Annotated in this window: 13 protein-coding genes and 1 pseudogene; 11 read left to right on the top strand and 3 right to left on the bottom strand. The window is 55.3% G+C overall.

All coding sequences use genetic code 11. The annotated features are described in order from the left end of the window. Positions 1-3: 3 nt before the first annotated feature. The 5 genes from nuoJ to nuoN all read left to right on the top strand — a co-directional run bounded on the left by nuoJ (position 4) and on the right by nuoN (position 6,002). Complete coding sequence (gene nuoJ, locus QEN31_RS07460) at positions 4-558, top strand: NADH-quinone oxidoreductase subunit J (RefSeq protein WP_000393522.1); 555 nt, start codon at positions 4-6, stop codon at positions 556-558. Then, positions 555-857, top strand: coding sequence for an NADH-quinone oxidoreductase subunit NuoK (gene nuoK, locus QEN31_RS07465; protein WP_000612687.1), 303 nt, complete (start codon positions 555-557; stop codon positions 855-857). Before nuoJ ends, nuoK begins: the two co-directional genes overlap by 4 nt. Beyond that, positions 854-2,695, top strand: a complete 1,842-nt coding sequence (gene nuoL, locus QEN31_RS07470) for an NADH-quinone oxidoreductase subunit L (protein WP_001056582.1) — start codon at positions 854-856, stop codon at positions 2,693-2,695. Before nuoK ends, nuoL begins: the two co-directional genes overlap by 4 nt. A gap of 313 nt (positions 2,696-3,008) precedes the next feature. Beyond that, complete coding sequence (gene nuoM, locus QEN31_RS07475) at positions 3,009-4,538, top strand: NADH-quinone oxidoreductase subunit M (protein ID WP_000926431.1); 1,530 nt, start codon at positions 3,009-3,011, stop codon at positions 4,536-4,538. A 6-nt stretch (positions 4,539-4,544) separates the two neighbouring features. Further along, positions 4,545-6,002 (top strand): NADH-quinone oxidoreductase subunit NuoN, encoded by a 1,458-nt coding sequence (gene nuoN, locus QEN31_RS07480; RefSeq protein WP_000156667.1) that lies wholly within the window; start codon positions 4,545-4,547, stop codon positions 6,000-6,002. A 260-nt stretch (positions 6,003-6,262) separates the two neighbouring features. On the opposite strand, the gene QEN31_RS07485 is transcribed toward nuoN, so the two are convergent. Continuing rightward, positions 6,263-6,370: a hypothetical protein gene (locus QEN31_RS07485; protein ID WP_001674899.1), complete on the bottom strand. Its 108-nt coding sequence runs from the start codon at positions 6,368-6,370 to the stop codon at positions 6,263-6,265. Positions 6,371-6,889: 519 nt separating this feature from the next. On the opposite strand from QEN31_RS07485, the gene QEN31_RS07490 reads away from it, so the two are divergent. Next, a complete protein-coding gene (locus QEN31_RS07490) occupies positions 6,890-8,671 on the top strand; it encodes a vWA domain-containing protein (RefSeq protein ID WP_099949637.1) in 1,782 nt (593 codons plus the stop codon). A 40-nt stretch (positions 8,672-8,711) separates the two neighbouring features. Here the strand turns inward: QEN31_RS07490 and QEN31_RS07495 are convergent, their stop codons facing one another. Both QEN31_RS07495 and rbn read right to left on the bottom strand, forming a co-directional pair. Beyond that, positions 8,712-9,713, bottom strand: a complete 1,002-nt coding sequence (locus QEN31_RS07495) for a chemotaxis protein (RefSeq protein WP_000368558.1) — start codon at positions 9,711-9,713, stop codon at positions 8,712-8,714. Positions 9,714-9,778: 65 nt separating this feature from the next. Then, a pseudogene (gene rbn, locus QEN31_RS07500) lies at positions 9,779-10,686 on the bottom strand (ribonuclease BN). 60 nt (positions 10,687-10,746) lie between these two features. Between rbn and QEN31_RS07505 the strand changes: the two are divergent. The 5 genes from QEN31_RS07505 (at position 10,747) to menH (ending at position 15,475) form a co-directional block, all read left to right on the top strand. Continuing rightward, the gene (locus tag QEN31_RS07505) at positions 10,747-11,208 is read left to right on the top strand and encodes a GNAT family N-acetyltransferase (protein ID WP_000568152.1); all 462 of its coding nucleotides are present in this window, start codon (positions 10,747-10,749) and stop codon (positions 11,206-11,208) included. Between the two features lie 54 nt (positions 11,209-11,262). Continuing rightward, the gene (elaB, locus tag QEN31_RS07510; RefSeq protein WP_001519663.1) at positions 11,263-11,568 is read left to right on the top strand and encodes a stress response protein ElaB; all 306 of its coding nucleotides are present in this window, start codon (positions 11,263-11,265) and stop codon (positions 11,566-11,568) included. Between the two features lie 100 nt (positions 11,569-11,668). Further along, a complete protein-coding gene (gene menF, locus QEN31_RS07515; protein ID WP_000555674.1) occupies positions 11,669-12,964 on the top strand; it encodes an isochorismate synthase MenF in 1,296 nt (431 codons plus the stop codon). Positions 12,965-13,049: 85 nt separating this feature from the next. Next, complete coding sequence (gene menD, locus QEN31_RS07520) at positions 13,050-14,720, top strand: 2-succinyl-5-enolpyruvyl-6-hydroxy-3-cyclohexene-1-carboxylic-acid synthase (protein ID WP_000116392.1); 1,671 nt, start codon at positions 13,050-13,052, stop codon at positions 14,718-14,720. Further along, positions 14,717-15,475, top strand: a complete 759-nt coding sequence (menH, locus tag QEN31_RS07525) for a 2-succinyl-6-hydroxy-2,4-cyclohexadiene-1-carboxylate synthase (RefSeq protein ID WP_000979136.1) — start codon at positions 14,717-14,719, stop codon at positions 15,473-15,475. The genes menD and menH overlap by 4 nt, the downstream gene beginning before the upstream one ends. Positions 15,476-15,480 lie beyond the last annotated feature (5 nt).

Below are 15,480 nucleotides of genomic sequence, written 5' to 3' on the forward strand. Positions count from 1 at the left end.
GCAATGGAATTCGCTTTTTATATCTGTGGCCTGATAGCCATCCTCGCGACCCTGCGAGTGATCACCCATACCAATCCGGTACACGCGCTGTTGTATCTGGTGATATCGCTACTGGCGATTTCCGGGGTGTTCTTTTCGCTGGGCGCTTACTTTGCCGGTGCGCTGGAAATTATCGTCTACGCAGGCGCCATCATGGTGCTGTTTGTGTTCGTGGTGATGATGCTCAACCTCGGCGGCAGCGAAATCGAACAGGAACGCCAGTGGCTGAAGCCGCAGGTGTGGATTGGTCCGGCGGTTTTGTCGGCCATTATGCTGGCGGTCATTGTGTACGCCATTCTGGGCGTTAACGACCAGGGCATCGACGGCACGCCGATTAGCGCGAAAGCGGTGGGCATTACGCTGTTCGGGCCTTATGTTCTGGCGGTCGAACTGGCGTCTATGCTGCTGCTGGCAGGCCTGGTGGTGGCGTTCCACGTCGGTCGTGAAGAGCGTGCGGGCGAAGTGCTAAGCAACCGCGCCGATGACCGCGCGAAAAGAAAAACGGAGGAGCGCGCATGATCCCCTTAACACACGGACTGATCCTCGCTGCGATTTTATTCGTCCTGGGTTTAACCGGTCTGGTTATCCGCCGCAATCTGCTGTTTATGCTGATTGGGCTGGAAATCATGATTAACGCCTCCGCGCTGGCCTTTGTGGTCGCCGGGAGCTACTGGGGCCAGACCGATGGTCAGGTGATGTACATTCTCGCCATCAGCCTTGCGGCTGCGGAAGCGAGTATTGGACTTGCGCTGTTGCTGCAACTCCATCGCCGTCGCCAGAACCTGAACATCGATTCAGTAAGTGAGATGCGTGGATGAACATGCTTGCCTTAACCATTATTCTGCCATTGATTGGCTTTGTACTGCTGGCGTTCTCTCGCGGACGCTGGTCGGAAAATCTCTCCGCGACCATTGGCGTGGGCTCCGTTGGTCTGGCGGCGTTGGTGACAGCGTTTGTCGGGATGGATTTCTTCGCCAACGGCAAACAGGCGTTCAGCCAGCCGCTGTGGACGTGGATGTCGGTCGGTAACTTTAACATCGGTTTTAACCTGGTGCTGGACGGCCTGTCGCTGACCATGCTCTCTGTGGTCACCGGCGTCGGCTTCCTGATCCACATGTTCGCGTCCTGGTACATGCGTGGAGAAGAGGGCTACTCCCGCTTCTTCGCTTATACCAACCTGTTTATCGCCAGCATGGTGGTTCTGGTGCTGTCCGATAACCTGCTGTTGATGTACCTCGGCTGGGAAGGCGTGGGCCTGTGCTCTTATCTGTTGATCGGCTTCTATTACAGCGATCCGAAGAATGGCGCGGCGGCAATGAAAGCCTTCGTGGTGACCCGTGTCGGTGACGTATTCCTCGCCTTCGCGCTGTTCATCCTCTACAACGAACTGGGCACGCTGAACTTCCGCGAAATGGTCGAGCTGGCGCCAGCGCACTTTGCTGACGGCAACAACATGCTGATGTGGGCGACGCTGATGCTGCTGGGCGGCGCGGTCGGTAAATCTGCGCAGCTACCGTTGCAGACCTGGCTTGCCGACGCGATGGCCGGTCCGACGCCGGTCTCCGCGCTGATCCACGCCGCCACCATGGTGACCGCCGGTGTCTACCTGATCGCTCGTACCCATGGTCTGTTCCTGATGACCCCGGAAATTCTGCATCTGGTGGGCATTATCGGGGCGATTACGCTGGTAATGGCAGGTTTCGCCGCGCTGGTGCAGACCGACATCAAACGCGTGCTGGCCTATTCCACCATGAGCCAGATTGGCTACATGTTCCTGGCGCTTGGCGTACAGGCGTGGGATGCGGCGATTTTCCATCTGATGACCCATGCGTTCTTCAAAGCGCTGCTGTTCCTGGCGTCCGGTTCCGTCATTCTGGCCTGCCATCACGAACAGAACATCTTTAAGATGGGCGGTCTGCGTAAGTCCATTCCGCTGGTGTATGCCTGCTTCCTGGTGGGGGGCGCGGCGCTGTCGGCGCTGCCGCTGGTCACTGCGGGCTTCTTCAGTAAGGATGAGATTCTGGCCGGGGCGATGGCGAACGGTCATATCAATCTGATGGTGGCGGGTCTGGTCGGCGCGTTCATGACCTCCCTGTACACCTTCCGGATGATTTTCATCGTATTCCACGGTAAAGAACAAATTCATGCTCATGCAGGGAAGGGGATTACCCACCATCTGCCGCTGATTGTCCTGATGATTCTGTCTACCTTTGTTGGCGCGCTGATTGTGCCGCCGCTGCAGGGGGTGCTGCCGCAGACAACTGAACTGGCGCATGGTCGCGTCATGACGCTGGAAATTACCTCTGGCGTAGTGGCGATTGCCGGCATTCTGATTGCCGCATGGCTGTGGCTGGGTAAACGTACGCTGGTGACGTCGATCGCCAACAGCGCGCCGGGCCGTCTGCTGGGCACCTGGTGGTATAACGCCTGGGGCTTTGACTGGCTGTACGACAAAGTATTCGTCAAGCCATTCCTCGGTATCGCCTGGCTGCTGAAGCGCGACCCGCTTAATGCGTTGATGAACATTCCGGCTATCCTTTCCCGTTTTGCAGGCAAAGGCCTGGTACTGAGCGAGAACGGTTATTTGCGCTGGTATGTGGCATCCATGAGCATCGGCGCTGTCGTTGTGCTGGCACTGTTGATGGTACTGCGTTGAGTTTGTTGGCTGGATGAACGACTGCCGGATGGCGCAGTGCTTATCCGGCCTACAAACCCAAAAATAATTTTTAGAATTCGTTGAAAATCTGTTCCTGAAGTACAGGCGTCATCGGCGAAGTCAGACCGGATACCGCCAGCGCACAGCAACCGGAGCGTACTGAAGTACGTGAGGATGATTCGCGAAGCTCACCCCTACGGGGCCGTCCTTACGGACGTTCAAAACGCGCTGCGTTTTGTGTGAGCACTGGCAGGATTTGGGCTGACGAGTGAGATAGCCTGAGCAGGAGTAAATATAAGGGACATACTTAGCTATGTTATTACCCTGGTTGATATTAATCCCCTTTATCGGCGGCTTTCTGTGCTGGCAGACCGAACGCTTTGGCGTGAAGGTGCCGCGCTGGATAGCGCTGATTACCATGGGGCTGACGCTGGCGCTCGGTCTGCAATTGTGGTTGCAGGGCGGCTATTCACTGACGCAATCCGCCGGTATTCCGCAGTGGCAATCTGAATTTGTCCTGCCGTGGATCCCGCGTTTTGGCATCTCTATCCATCTGGCGCTCGACGGACTGTCGCTGCTAATGGTGGTGCTGACCGGCCTGCTCGGCGTTCTGGCGGTGCTTTGCTCCTGGCGAGAAATCGAAAAATATCAGGGCTTCTTCCACCTGAACCTGATGTGGATCTTAGGCGGCGTTATCGGCGTGTTCCTGGCCATCGACATGTTCCTGTTTTTCTTCTTCTGGGAAATGATGCTGGTGCCGATGTACTTCCTGATCGCGCTGTGGGGCCACAAAGCTTCTGACGGGAAAACGCGTATCACGGCGGCGACCAAGTTCTTCATCTACACCCAGGCGAGTGGTCTGGTGATGTTGATTGCCATCCTGGCGCTGGTCTTTGTGCACTACAACGCGACCGGCGTGTGGACCTTCAATTATGAAGAGCTGCTGAATACGCCGATGTCCCACGGTGTGGAATATCTGCTGATGCTGGGCTTCTTCATCGCCTTCGCGGTGAAAATGCCGGTGGTTCCGCTGCATGGCTGGCTGCCGGATGCGCACTCCCAGGCGCCGACCGCCGGTTCCGTCGACCTGGCGGGGATCTTGCTGAAAACCGCCGCTTACGGTCTGCTGCGTTTCTCCCTGCCATTGTTCCCGAACGCGTCGGCGGAGTTTGCGCCTATCGCTATGTGGCTTGGCGTTATCGGCATTTTCTACGGCGCGTGGATGGCCTTTACCCAATACGACATCAAGCGCCTGATTGCCTATACCTCCGTTTCCCACATGGGCTTCGTGCTGATCGCTATCTACACCGGCAGTCAGCTGGCGTACCAGGGCGCGGTGATTCAGATGATTGCGCACGGTTTGTCCGCGGCGGGTCTGTTCATTCTGTGTGGCCAGTTGTACGAACGTCTGCATACGCGTGATATGCGTATGATGGGCGGCCTGTGGGGCAAAATGAAATGGTTGCCTGCGCTGTCCATGTTCTTTGCGGTGGCGACGCTCGGGATGCCGGGCACCGGTAACTTTGTCGGCGAATTTATGATTCTGTTCGGCAGCTACCAGGTGGTGCCGGTGATTACCGTGATCTCCACCTTTGGGCTGGTATTCGCCTCTGTATACTCGCTGGCGATGCTGCATCGCGCTTACTTTGGTAAGGCGAAGAGCCAGATTGCCAGTGTAGAACTGCCAGGGATGTCGCTGCGCGAGCTGTTTATCATTCTGTTGCTGGTGGTGCTTCTGGTACTGCTTGGCTTCTATCCGCAGCCGATTCTGGATACCTCGCATTCTGCGATGAGCAACATCCAGCAGTGGTTTGTTAATTCCGTTACTACTACAAGGCCGTAAATCGCCATGACAATAACTCCACAACACCTGATTGCGCTGCTACCGCTGCTGATCGTCGGCTTGACGGTGGTGGTTGTGATGCTCTCCATTGCGTGGCGACGCAATCACTTCCTCAATGCCACGCTGTCGGTCATTGGGCTTAACGCTGCTCTGGTTTCGCTTTGGTTTGTCGGCCAGGCCGGGGCAATGGACGTCACGCCGCTGATGCGCGTTGACGGCTTTGCGATGCTCTACACCGGGCTGGTGCTGCTGGCGAGCCTCGCCACCTGTACCTTTGCCTACCCGTGGCTGGAAGGCTATAACGATAACCAGGAAGAGTTCTACCTGCTGGTGTTAATCGCCAGCCTGGGCGGAATTCTGCTGGCGAACGCCAACCATCTGGCGGCGCTGTTCCTCGGTATTGAACTGATCTCACTGCCGCTGTTCGGCCTGATTGGTTATGCTTTCCGCCAGAAACGCTCGCTGGAAGCCAGTATCAAATACACCATCCTCTCCGCCGCCGCCTCGTCTTTCCTGCTGTTCGGGATGGCGCTGGTCTATGCGCAGTCCGGCAACCTGTCTTTCGAAGCGCTCGGTAAGAGCCTCGGCGATGGTATGCTGCACGAGCCGTTGCTGCTGGCGGGCTTTGGCCTGATGATTGTCGGTCTGGGCTTTAAACTCTCTCTGGTGCCGTTCCACCTGTGGACGCCAGACGTTTACCAGGGCGCGCCTGCGCCGGTTTCTACCTTCCTGGCGACGGCGAGCAAAATCGCTATCTTCGGCGTGGTGATGCGTCTGTTCCTGTATGCGCCGGTAGGCGACAGCGAAGCGGTACGCGTGGTGCTGGGCATTATCGCCTTTGCCTCTATCATCTTCGGTAACCTGATGGCGCTGAGCCAGACCAACATCAAACGTCTGCTCGGTTACTCTTCTATCTCTCACCTCGGCTATCTGCTGGTGGCGCTGATTGCCCTGCAGAGCGGCGAGATGTCGATGGAAGCGGTAGGCGTTTATCTGGCCGGTTATCTGTTCAGCAGCCTCGGCGCGTTTGGCGTGGTCAGCCTGATGTCCAGCCCGTTCCGCGGCCCGGATGCGGATTCTCTGTACTCTTACCGTGGTCTATTCTGGCACCGCCCGGTTCTTGCCGCGGTGATGACGGTGATGATGCTGTCGCTGGCAGGTATCCCGATGACGCTGGGCTTTATCGGCAAATTCTACGTGCTGGCGGTCGGCGTTCAGGCCAGCCTGTGGTGGCTGGTCGCCGCCGTGGTAGTGGGTTCCGCGATTGGTTTGTACTACTACCTGCGTGTTGCGGTGAGTCTCTACCTGCACGCGCCGCAGCAACCGGGACGCGACGCGCCGACAAACTGGCAGTACAGCGCAGGCGGTATCGTGGTGCTGATCTCCGCGTTGCTGGTGTTGGTACTGGGCGTCTGGCCGCAGCCGCTGATTAGCCTTGTGCAACTGGCGATGCCGCTGATGTAATGCCGCGTTGATGATGTCAATAACCGCCGATTTATCGGCGGTTGAGGCTGATGAGCAATACCTGAGCCTCTAAATGTTGGATTGCATCCAACTTATGAAAACCTGTGACGCATAGAGACCATAGACTCGTTGGGTGAGGCGTAGCCGAAACCCAACACGTCCCGACGAACGAAGAGCCGGATGTTGGGCGGTTCCGTAAGCGCCAGCGGTTTCATATGGGTAATTCACAATAATTGTCGAAGTGTTAAACATATGGCCCATTACTCCGCTATAAAAATTATAACGTGACTGTCATTTCTCAGGCATCGCTGATAAAAACTCAGCAGTTTGTCCATTTCTTGCATCAGGCAGTGGAACAACTCTCCCAACTGTTTTCGTGACCCGTTTCCCGGATAAATGTTTATCTCATCGACTTCAATGGGAAAAATTTGATCTGAAGCGTATTTCTGTCAGCGTTTTTCAAGGCGTCCGATCGCGCTCAGTTCATTATTTCATGTGACGGCAGCATATAATATCTTTCCATCAATAACGTGAGTGTCGGCACGGCTTAATGGATTGCTGTTTGGTGGGTTGTAAAAGGAAGTATCGGCGAGGGCACAGTGCAGATAGTCCCCCATCTTATATATTCACTTTTGGTAAATCGGTCACCTGTAAATAGTGTTCTTCACGCAGAATCTGTGGGTCGAACGCCAGCAACTGATTAAGCCGTTCATCTTAAACGTAAATATTATTTACCTCAAAAATATAATTATCTTTTTTATTATTGGTGGCTATTAACGCAGGTAAAATTATTTACTACTTTCGTCATGCTGATAATAAAAGTAACGCGGAATATAATGCAGGACATCTGCAGAGAATTACCCGAATATAATTGAAAAGGAATTTGTATGCTTAACGGAAAAACATTAATGCTGTTGTTGGGTGGGGTTATTCTCTCGGGCTGTGGGCCGGAGCCCTCCGACCCGCAGGGAAATAATCCGGCTGAGTTAAAACAGAAGCGGACTATCCAGAAAGAAAATAGCGCTCAGGCCGGGGATGACACTGTCCAGAAAAGACAAGCCGAGGCCGCCCAACAGGCTGCGAAAAAAGCAGCCGAATATGCTGAAGCCAAAGCCCTGGCAGATGCCAAAGCGGCATCTCTGGCAACAGCCGAAGCACCGCAATATGTAATGCAGACACGTGCCGCGGCACCAAAAGCGTTCGCTGCACAAGGCGGTAATGTAATGGGGACCGCGCGTTACGAACACTACGATGAAAATCCGATTAAACAGGTAAGTCAGGCGCCGCTCGCCACGTTTAGTCTGGATGTAGACACTGGCAGCTACGCTAACGTGCGGCGCTTTCTGAATCAGGGACAACTGCCGCCGCCGGAAGCCGTGCGGGTAGAAGAGATGCTCAACTACTTTCCCGCCCCTCAGCCCGTTGCGGATAAGCAGGATAACACTAAACCCATTGCGGCCTGTATACCGATGCCATTTGCGGTTAAATACGAACTGGCTCCCTCGCCGTGGAACGCGCAGCGTACGCTATTAAAAGTTGATGTTCAGGCCCGGGACATGCAGACCAGAGATCTACCACCTGCCAACCTGGTTTTTCTCATTGATACTTCCGGCTCTATGCAGCCAGCGGAACGCCTGCCGTTGATCCGGTCGGCGCTAAAACTGTTGGTGAACGAGCTGCGTGCGCAGGATAACATCACGATTGTGACCTACGCGGGCGGCACTCACGTCGCGCTGGCGTCTACAGCGGGAAATAACACAACCGCGATTAAAGCGGCAATTGATAATCTGGATGCTTACGGGAGTACCGGTGGTGAAGCGGGATTACGACTAGCCTACGAGCAGGCCGAAAAAGGGTTTATCAAAGGCGGCGTTAACCGCATTTTGTTGACCACCGACGGTGATTTTAACCTCGGTATTACCGATCCCAAAGACATCGAAGCGCTGGTAAAAAAAGAGCGCGAGAAAGGTATTACCTTATCTACGCTGGGCGTCGGCGATGACAATTTCAACGAAGCCATGATGGTGAGAATTGCTGATGTGGGTAACGGCAATTACAGCTACATCGACTCCCTCTCTGAGGCGCAAAAAGTCCTCAAGGATGAGATGCATCAAACGCTGGTCACCGTTGCCAAAGATGTAAAATCGCAAATCGAATTTAATCCGCAGTGGGTGACTGAGTACCGGCAGATTGGTTATGAAAAACGCCAACTGCGCGACGAGGATTTCAATAACGATAAGGTTGATGCCGGTGATATCGGCGCGGGTAAACACGTCACGCTATTCTTTGAACTGACGCTTAACGGGCAGAAAGCCTCGGTGGATAAACTGCGCTACGCTCAGAACAAAGCCGCCTCAAAGACAACAAAATCAAGCGAGCTGGCGTGGCTCAAATTGCGCTGGAAAGCGCCGCAGGGCAGCGAAAGTACATTAGCCGAGTTCCCGGTCGTTATGGGAAAGATGCCGATCTTTGCTGACGCCTCTGAAGATTTTCGTTTCCGCGCGGCGGTAGCGGCTTTCGGGCAAAAACTGCGTGGCTCAGAAACGCTGGCAGATACGACCTGGCCGCAAATTATTAAATGGGGTGAACAGGCGCGCGGGGAAGATAGACAAGGCTATCGCGCGGAGTTTATTAAACTGGTAAAACTGGCGGAAGGCTTGTCTCACTAAGCGTCAGGGGATGCCTGTACTGTAGGCATCCCCTGTTACGTCAGGCGCTTTTGCGGCTGATCAGTGGTCCCTGGCTGTTTGTTGCTGCGCGCTCCAGCACTTCCTGAATGACCGAAGAGAGTTCGTTAATCTCAAACTTAGCCACGTAGCCGTCGGCCTTCACCTTACGTATATGATCTTCATTGGCGCTGCCGGAAAGCGAGGAGTGGATAACGACCGGGATCTTTTTCAGCCGTTCATCGGTTTTAATTTTACGCGTTAACGTAAAGCCATCCATCTCCGGCATCTCAAGATCTGTCAGGACCAGCGCGATTTTCTCGCTAATTGGCTTACCTTCGGCCTCCGCTTCCTGCGCCAGTTGCTGGATTCTCTCCCAGGCATCCTTGCCGGTCACATGCATCTGATGCGGAATTCCCATCGCGTTCAGCCCTTTTTCCAGCATCGCGCGGGCGACTTTGGAGTCTTCCGCCACAATGGCTACCGCGCCTGGGGTAATATAAAATTTATTGGTCTTCAGATTGGTGGCGCGCAGATCGTGGCTGGAGGGGACAATATCATAAAGGATCTGCTCAACGTCGAGCACCAGCGCCAGGTTGTTGGTTTCTTTGTTGTCATCCAGGCAGGCAATACTGGTGATGTAGCGACCGTTGACGGCTTTCTCGGCGGTATGCACCTGTTGCCAGTCAAGACGCATAATATTTTCCACCGACTCGACGGCAAATGCCTGTACGCTGCGCGCATATTCGGTGATTAGCAAAATATTCAGCCCGGTTTCCGGCTTGCAGCCCGCTACCGCTGGCAAATCAATCACCGGAATGACCTGATCCCGAATATTGACCATGCCCAATAGCGGCGCTTTCATGCCTGCCGGGCGCGTAAAGGCGGGCATCGGTACGATTTCGCGCAGCTTAAATACATTGATGCCGAACAGCTCTGACTTCTGTTCATGCAGCGATGTACCAAGACGGAATAACAGCAGCTCAAAACGGTTGGACAGGGTTAAATTGGCCCTGTCATCAATATCTTTCTGAAAATTGTCCATCCTAACCTCATTATGAAAGCCTGCCTTTTTTAGTGTTATCGGCAATGAGGACAAAAAATGGAGCGCTAAACCGGGAAAACAGAAAAATCGTAAGCCAGCTCCGTCGCCGGGAAAATAGCGCGGCATTCCGCCAGTAAGCGCTGACAGCCTTTATCGTCATAGCGTGAGCTAATATGGGTCATGATCAGCCGACCAACGGCAGCTTCCCGTGCCAGCGTCGCGGTTTGACGGGTGGAGCTGTGTCCGCGAGCGTTGGCTTTCTCCTCCATTGACGCATCCAGCGTGGTTTCATGAACCATCACATCCACACCCTGCGCCAGCGCGAGGGCGGCCTCGCAGGGCGCGGTATCGCCGAAAATCGCCACTGATTTCCCGGCCACGGCGGGAGCAAGGTAGTCGGCGCCATTGATCTGCCTTCCATCGGCAAGCGTGACGGTTTTTCCTGCCTTCAACGCCTGAAACAGCGGGCCGGGCGTAACGCCTGCGGCTTTTAACGCCCTGGCATTCAGCGCGCCAGGCTTGTCATGTTCAACAACGCGATATCCGTAGCACTCCAGTGGATGCTCCAGCCTGAACGCGGTCACTTTACGCAGACCGTCGTCAAGAATATCATTTCTTCAATTTGCAACGGAAAATCGGTCCATGAACCGCTAAGGCGCAATGTGGTTGCAATAAACTCCCGCACGCCTTGAGGTCCGTATACGGTTAGCGGATGGGGATTCCCCGCCATCGACCGGCTACATAGCAGACCCGGCAGGCCAAACAGATGATCGCCGTGAAGATGGCTGATAAAAATGCGCTCAAGCTTACCGGGATGAAACGCGGTATTAAGCATTTGATGCTGTGTCCCTTCGCCGCAATCAAAAAGCCATACTCCCGGCTGCGTTGGATGTTGCAGATGTAATAAAATTGCCGTTACATTGCGTGAGCGCGTGGGAACGCCTGCGGACGTACCTAAAAAAATTAATTCCATCTTGTCCATACACGTTTGGTTATCGTTTAACCCAAGATTACCACAACACAGGAGCGCATCATGATTGACTGGCAGGATCTCCACCATAGCGAACTTACCGTTCCTCAACTTTACGCGTTACTCAAATTGCGCTGCGCGGTCTTTGTGGTAGAACAGCGCTGTCCTTACCTGGATGTGGATGGCGATGATTTAGTTGGCGACAATCGTCATATTTTGGGCTGGCATCAGGATGAGCTGGTGGCGTATGCGAGGATTCTGAAAAGCGATAACGAATCAGACCCGGTTGTTATTGGCCGGGTGATCGTCAGCGATGCCTGGCGAGGGGCGAAACTGGGCCAGCAATTAATGGCGAAAACGCTGGAATCTTGTGGGCGGCACTGGGCGGATAAGCCGCTATATCTGGGGGCGCAGGCGCATCTGCAACCTTTTTATGCGCGGTTTGGTTTTATTCCGGTCACCGATGTTTATGACGAAGACGGCATTCCGCACCGGGGAATGGCGCGGGAGGTTCATCAGGCATAAACCGAAACCGTTGACTATAGTTAGGAGCAGGTGTTAACACAACGGAGAATGAGAATGTCATATCAATTTGGTGAATCACGTGTTGATGATGATCTGACTTTGCTCAGCGAAACGCTGGAAGAGATTTTACGTTCCTCAGGCGATCCCGCCGATCAAAAATACATTGAGCTGAAAGCCCGCGCGGAACAAGCGCTGGAAGAGGTGAAAAACCGCGTAAGCCATGCGTCGGATAGCTATTATTACCGGGCAAAGCAGGCCGTTTATAAAGCGGATGACTACGTTCATGAAAAACCCTGGCAGGGTATTGGCGTAGGCGCGGCGGTAGGACTGGTGCTTGGACTGCTGCTGGCGCGGCGCTAAATCCCCCCACTGAACAGAATTGCAACCCTCCCTAAATGAGGTACTGCTTTTTTAGGGCAGTACCCCGTATAATGTGGGGTTTTTAACAGGGAGGGGCCGCGTGCATTCTATTACTACTGCGCTGGAAAATCTGACGCGTCAGCTATCGCAAGAGATACCGGCGACGCCAGGGCTTTGCGTTTTCGATGCGCCTTTCCCTTTAAACGATGCCTTCGATGCATTGAGCTGGCTGGCCAGCCAGTCATCCTTTCCGCAATTCTACTGGCAACAGCGCAATGGCGACGAAGAAGCTGCCGTTCTCGGGGCCATCACCGTATTTTCATCGCTCGATCTGGCGCAACGGTTTTTACGTCAGCACGCGCAGCCTGACCTGCGTATTTGGGGGCTGAATGCGTTCGAGCCGAAAGAGGGCTACTTATTGCTGCCGCGGCTGGAGTGGCGACGTAGCGGTGGTACGGCGACCTTACGCTTACATCTGCACAGTGACGTTTCGCTACGCGATGATGCGCGCCAGGCGAAAGCGTTTCTCGCTTCTCTGGTCGGCATTAAGCCTGTTCCGGCGCTACGCCTTTCGCTCACGAGCGAACAACACTGGCCGGACAAAGACGGTTGGGTGAAGCTGATTCAGCAGGCCACCCACACCATTGCGCAAGAGGCGTTTGATAAAGTTGTGCTGGCGCGGGCCACCGACTTACAATTCTCCCGTCCGGTCAATGCCGCCGCGATGATGGCGTCCAGTCGTCGTTTAAATCTCAACTGCTACCACTTTTTTATGGCCTTTTCCGCCGATACCGCCTTTCTGGGATCATCGCCGGAGCGGCTCTGGCGGCGGCGTGAAACGGCGCTGCGTACCGAAGCGCTGGCCGGGACGGTGGCGAACCATCCGGATAACCATAAAGCCTGGCAGCTTGGCGAATGGTTAATGAAAGACGATAAAAACCAGCGAGAAAATATGCTGGTTGTCGAAGACATCTGCCAGCGACTGCAAAACTGCACCCACTCGCTGGATGTGCTGCCGCCGCAGGTGCTCAGACTGCGCAAGGTACAGCATTTGCGCCGCTGTATCTGGACGGCGCTTAATCAGGCGGACGACACGCTCTGCCTGCACCAGTTACAGCCTACCGCAGCGGTCGCCGGGATCCCTCGTGAACCCGCGCGTTGTTTTATAGAACAACATGAGCCGTTCGAACGTGAATGGTATGCCGGGTCGGCAGGCTATCTCTCCACGCGGCAAAGTGAGTTTTGCGTGACGTTACGTTCAGCCAAAGTGACGGCCAATGTGGTGCGGTTGTATGCCGGCGCGGGAATCGTCCGCGGCTCCGATCCGGAACAGGAATGGCAGGAAATAGATAATAAAGCGGCCGGGTTACGTACCTTATTGCAGATGGATGCGTAATGAGTCACATATTCCCGACCCATATCAATAATCCATTTTTGCAGCTCTTTATACTTAGTCCCAATGATTGATACCGGACAAACTCATGTCAGTAAGTGCATTTAACCGGCGCTGGGCGGCGGTCATCCTGGAAGCCTTAACCCGTCATGGCGTCAGGCATGTTTGTATCGCCCCTGGTTCCCGTTCCACGCCGCTCACGTTGGCGGCGGCAGAGAATCCTGCTTTTATTCACCATACGCACTTTGATGAGCGTGGGCTTGGTCATCTGGCGTTAGGGCTGGCGAAAGTCAGCCAACAGCCGGTTGCCGTTATTGTCACTTCAGGTACCGCCGTGGCGAACCTCTATCCGGCGTTGATTGAGGCGGGGCTGACGGGCGAGAAGCTCATTTTACTTACCGCCGATCGCCCGCCGGAGCTGATTGACTGCGGCGCCAACCAGGCGATCCGTCAGGCGGGGATGTTTGCCTCGCACCCCTCCCAAACTTTGTCGTTGCCGCGTCCCACGCAGGATATTCCGGCGCGCTGGCTGGTGTCGACCATCGACAATGCGCTCGCCATGCTTCATGCGGGCGCGCTGCACATTAACTGTCCTTTTGCCGAACCGCTGTATGGCGATATGAATGACACCGGTCTGGTCTGGCAGCAGCGTCTCGGCGACTGGTGGCAGGATGAAAAACCCTGGCTGCGCGAAGCGCGTCGACTGGAAAGCGACAAACAGCGCGACTGGTTCTTCTGGCGACAAAAACGCGGCGTTGTCGTCGCCGGGCGTATGAGCGCGGAAGAAGGCAAAAAAGTGGCGCAGTGGGCGCAAACTCTGGGATGGCCATTAATTGGCGACGTATTGTCGCAAACCGGGCAGCCGCTGCCGTGCGCCGACCTGTGGCTCGGCAACGCCAAAGCGGTGACCGAACTGCAACAGGCGCAAATTGTCGTCCAGCTTGGCAGTAGCCTTACCGGAAAACGCTTACTGCAATGGCAGGCAACCTGCGAGCCGGAAGAGTACTGGGTAATCGACAATATTGAAGGTCGTCTGGACCCTGCGCACCATCGTGGACGCAGACTGGTAGCGAAAATCGCCGACTGGCTGGAACTGCATCCGGCGGAAAAACGTAAACCGTGGTGTGTAGAGATCCCGCGTCTGGCGGAACTGGCGTGGCAACGGGTGGTCGCGCAGCGAGACACCTTTGGCGAAGCGCAGCTGGCGCACCGTATCCGTGACTATCTGCCGGAGCAGGGGCAATTGTTCGTGGGCAATAGTCTGGTGGTGCGTCTGATCGACGCGCTGTCGCAGTTGCCGGCTGGCTATCCGGTATACAGCAATCGCGGGGCGAGCGGCATTGACGGCCTGCTTTCCACGGCGGCAGGCGTGCAGCGCGCCAGCGCCAAATCGACGCTGGCTATCGTCGGCGATTTATCCGCGCTGTACGATCTTAACGCGCTGGCGTTACTACGTCAGGTATCTGCGCCGTTTGTGTTGATTGTGGTCAACAATAACGGCGGGCAGATCTTTTCCCTGCTGCCGACGCCGCAAAGCAAACGCGAGCGCTTTTATTTGATGCCGCAAAACGTCCATTTTGACCATGCGGCCGCCATGTTTAACCTGCGCTATCATCGCCCGGAAAACTGGGAAGAGCTGGAGTCTGCGCTGGCTGGCGCGTGGCGAACCCCGGCGACAACGGTGATTGAGCTGGTGGTAAACGATACGGACGGCGCGCAGACGTTGCAGCAACTTTTGGCTCAGGTAAGCCATCTATGATGTTGCACGCGCAGCACATGCCCGGACAGCCTGGGGCGCCCTCACTGGTTTTCCTGCACGGTTTTTCTGGCGATTGCCGTGAATGGCAGCCGGTTGGCGAACAGTTTCACGGCTGTTCGCGGCTCTATATTGACTTACCGGGACATGGCGGATCTGCGGCTATTCCGGTCGGCGGCTTTGCCGATGTCATCAGATTACTGCGCGCCACGTTAATTAGTTACAACATACTAAAGTTTTGGTTGGTGGGATACTCCCTTGGCGGCCGTGTGGCGATGATGGCAGCCTGCCAGGGAATACCCGGCCTGTGCGGCCTGGTGGTTGAAGGCGGTCATCCGGGGCTGCAAAATGAACAGGCGCGCGCTGAAAGACGATTGTCCGACGGGCGCTGGGCAGAGCGTTTTCGTCGTGAACCCCTGACTGAGGTTTTTCACGACTGGTATCAGCAGCCGGTGTTCGCCTCGCTGACGGCGCAGCAAAGACAGGCGCTAACGGCGCTGCGTAGCCAGAATAACGGCGAAACGCTGGCTGCGATGCTGGAGGCGACATCGCTTGCCGTCCAGCCGGATTTACGCGAGGCGCTCAACGCGCTGGCATTTCCGTTTTATTATTTATGTGGCGAACGCGACAGCAAATTCCGCGCCCTGGCGCAGGAAGTGGCGGCGACATGCCATGTCATTCGTAACGCCGGACACAACGCACATCGGGAAAACCCCGCTGGCGTGGTAGACAGTCTGGCTCAGATTCTGCGTCTCTGACTAAA

Origin of the sequence: Salmonella sp. SA15303 (genome assembly GCF_029962125.1) — a bacterium.
In the GTDB taxonomy this organism is placed as follows: Bacteria; Pseudomonadota; Gammaproteobacteria; order Enterobacterales; family Enterobacteriaceae; genus Salmonella; species Salmonella enterica.

Excerpts from the sequence above, each read along its gene's own strand:
- nuoJ (WP_000393522.1), top strand. The coding sequence starts at position 4 with ATGGAATTCGCTTTTTATATCTGTGGCCTGATAGCCATCCTCGCGACC.
- nuoK (WP_000612687.1), top strand. The coding sequence starts at position 555 with ATGATCCCCTTAACACACGGACTGATCCTCGCTGCGATTTTATTCGTC.
- nuoL (WP_001056582.1), top strand. The coding sequence starts at position 854 with ATGAACATGCTTGCCTTAACCATTATTCTGCCATTGATTGGCTTTGTA.
- nuoM (WP_000926431.1), top strand. The coding sequence starts at position 3,009 with ATGTTATTACCCTGGTTGATATTAATCCCCTTTATCGGCGGCTTTCTG.
- nuoN (WP_000156667.1), top strand. The coding sequence starts at position 4,545 with ATGACAATAACTCCACAACACCTGATTGCGCTGCTACCGCTGCTGATC.
- QEN31_RS07490 (WP_099949637.1), top strand. The coding sequence starts at position 6,890 with ATGCTTAACGGAAAAACATTAATGCTGTTGTTGGGTGGGGTTATTCTC.
- QEN31_RS07495 (WP_000368558.1), bottom strand. The coding sequence starts at position 9,713 with ATGGACAATTTTCAGAAAGATATTGATGACAGGGCCAATTTAACCCTG.
- QEN31_RS07505 (WP_000568152.1), top strand. The coding sequence starts at position 10,747 with ATGATTGACTGGCAGGATCTCCACCATAGCGAACTTACCGTTCCTCAA.
- elaB (WP_001519663.1), top strand. The coding sequence starts at position 11,263 with ATGTCATATCAATTTGGTGAATCACGTGTTGATGATGATCTGACTTTG.
- menD (WP_000116392.1), top strand. The coding sequence starts at position 13,050 with ATGTCAGTAAGTGCATTTAACCGGCGCTGGGCGGCGGTCATCCTGGAA.
- menH (WP_000979136.1), top strand. The coding sequence starts at position 14,717 with ATGATGTTGCACGCGCAGCACATGCCCGGACAGCCTGGGGCGCCCTCA.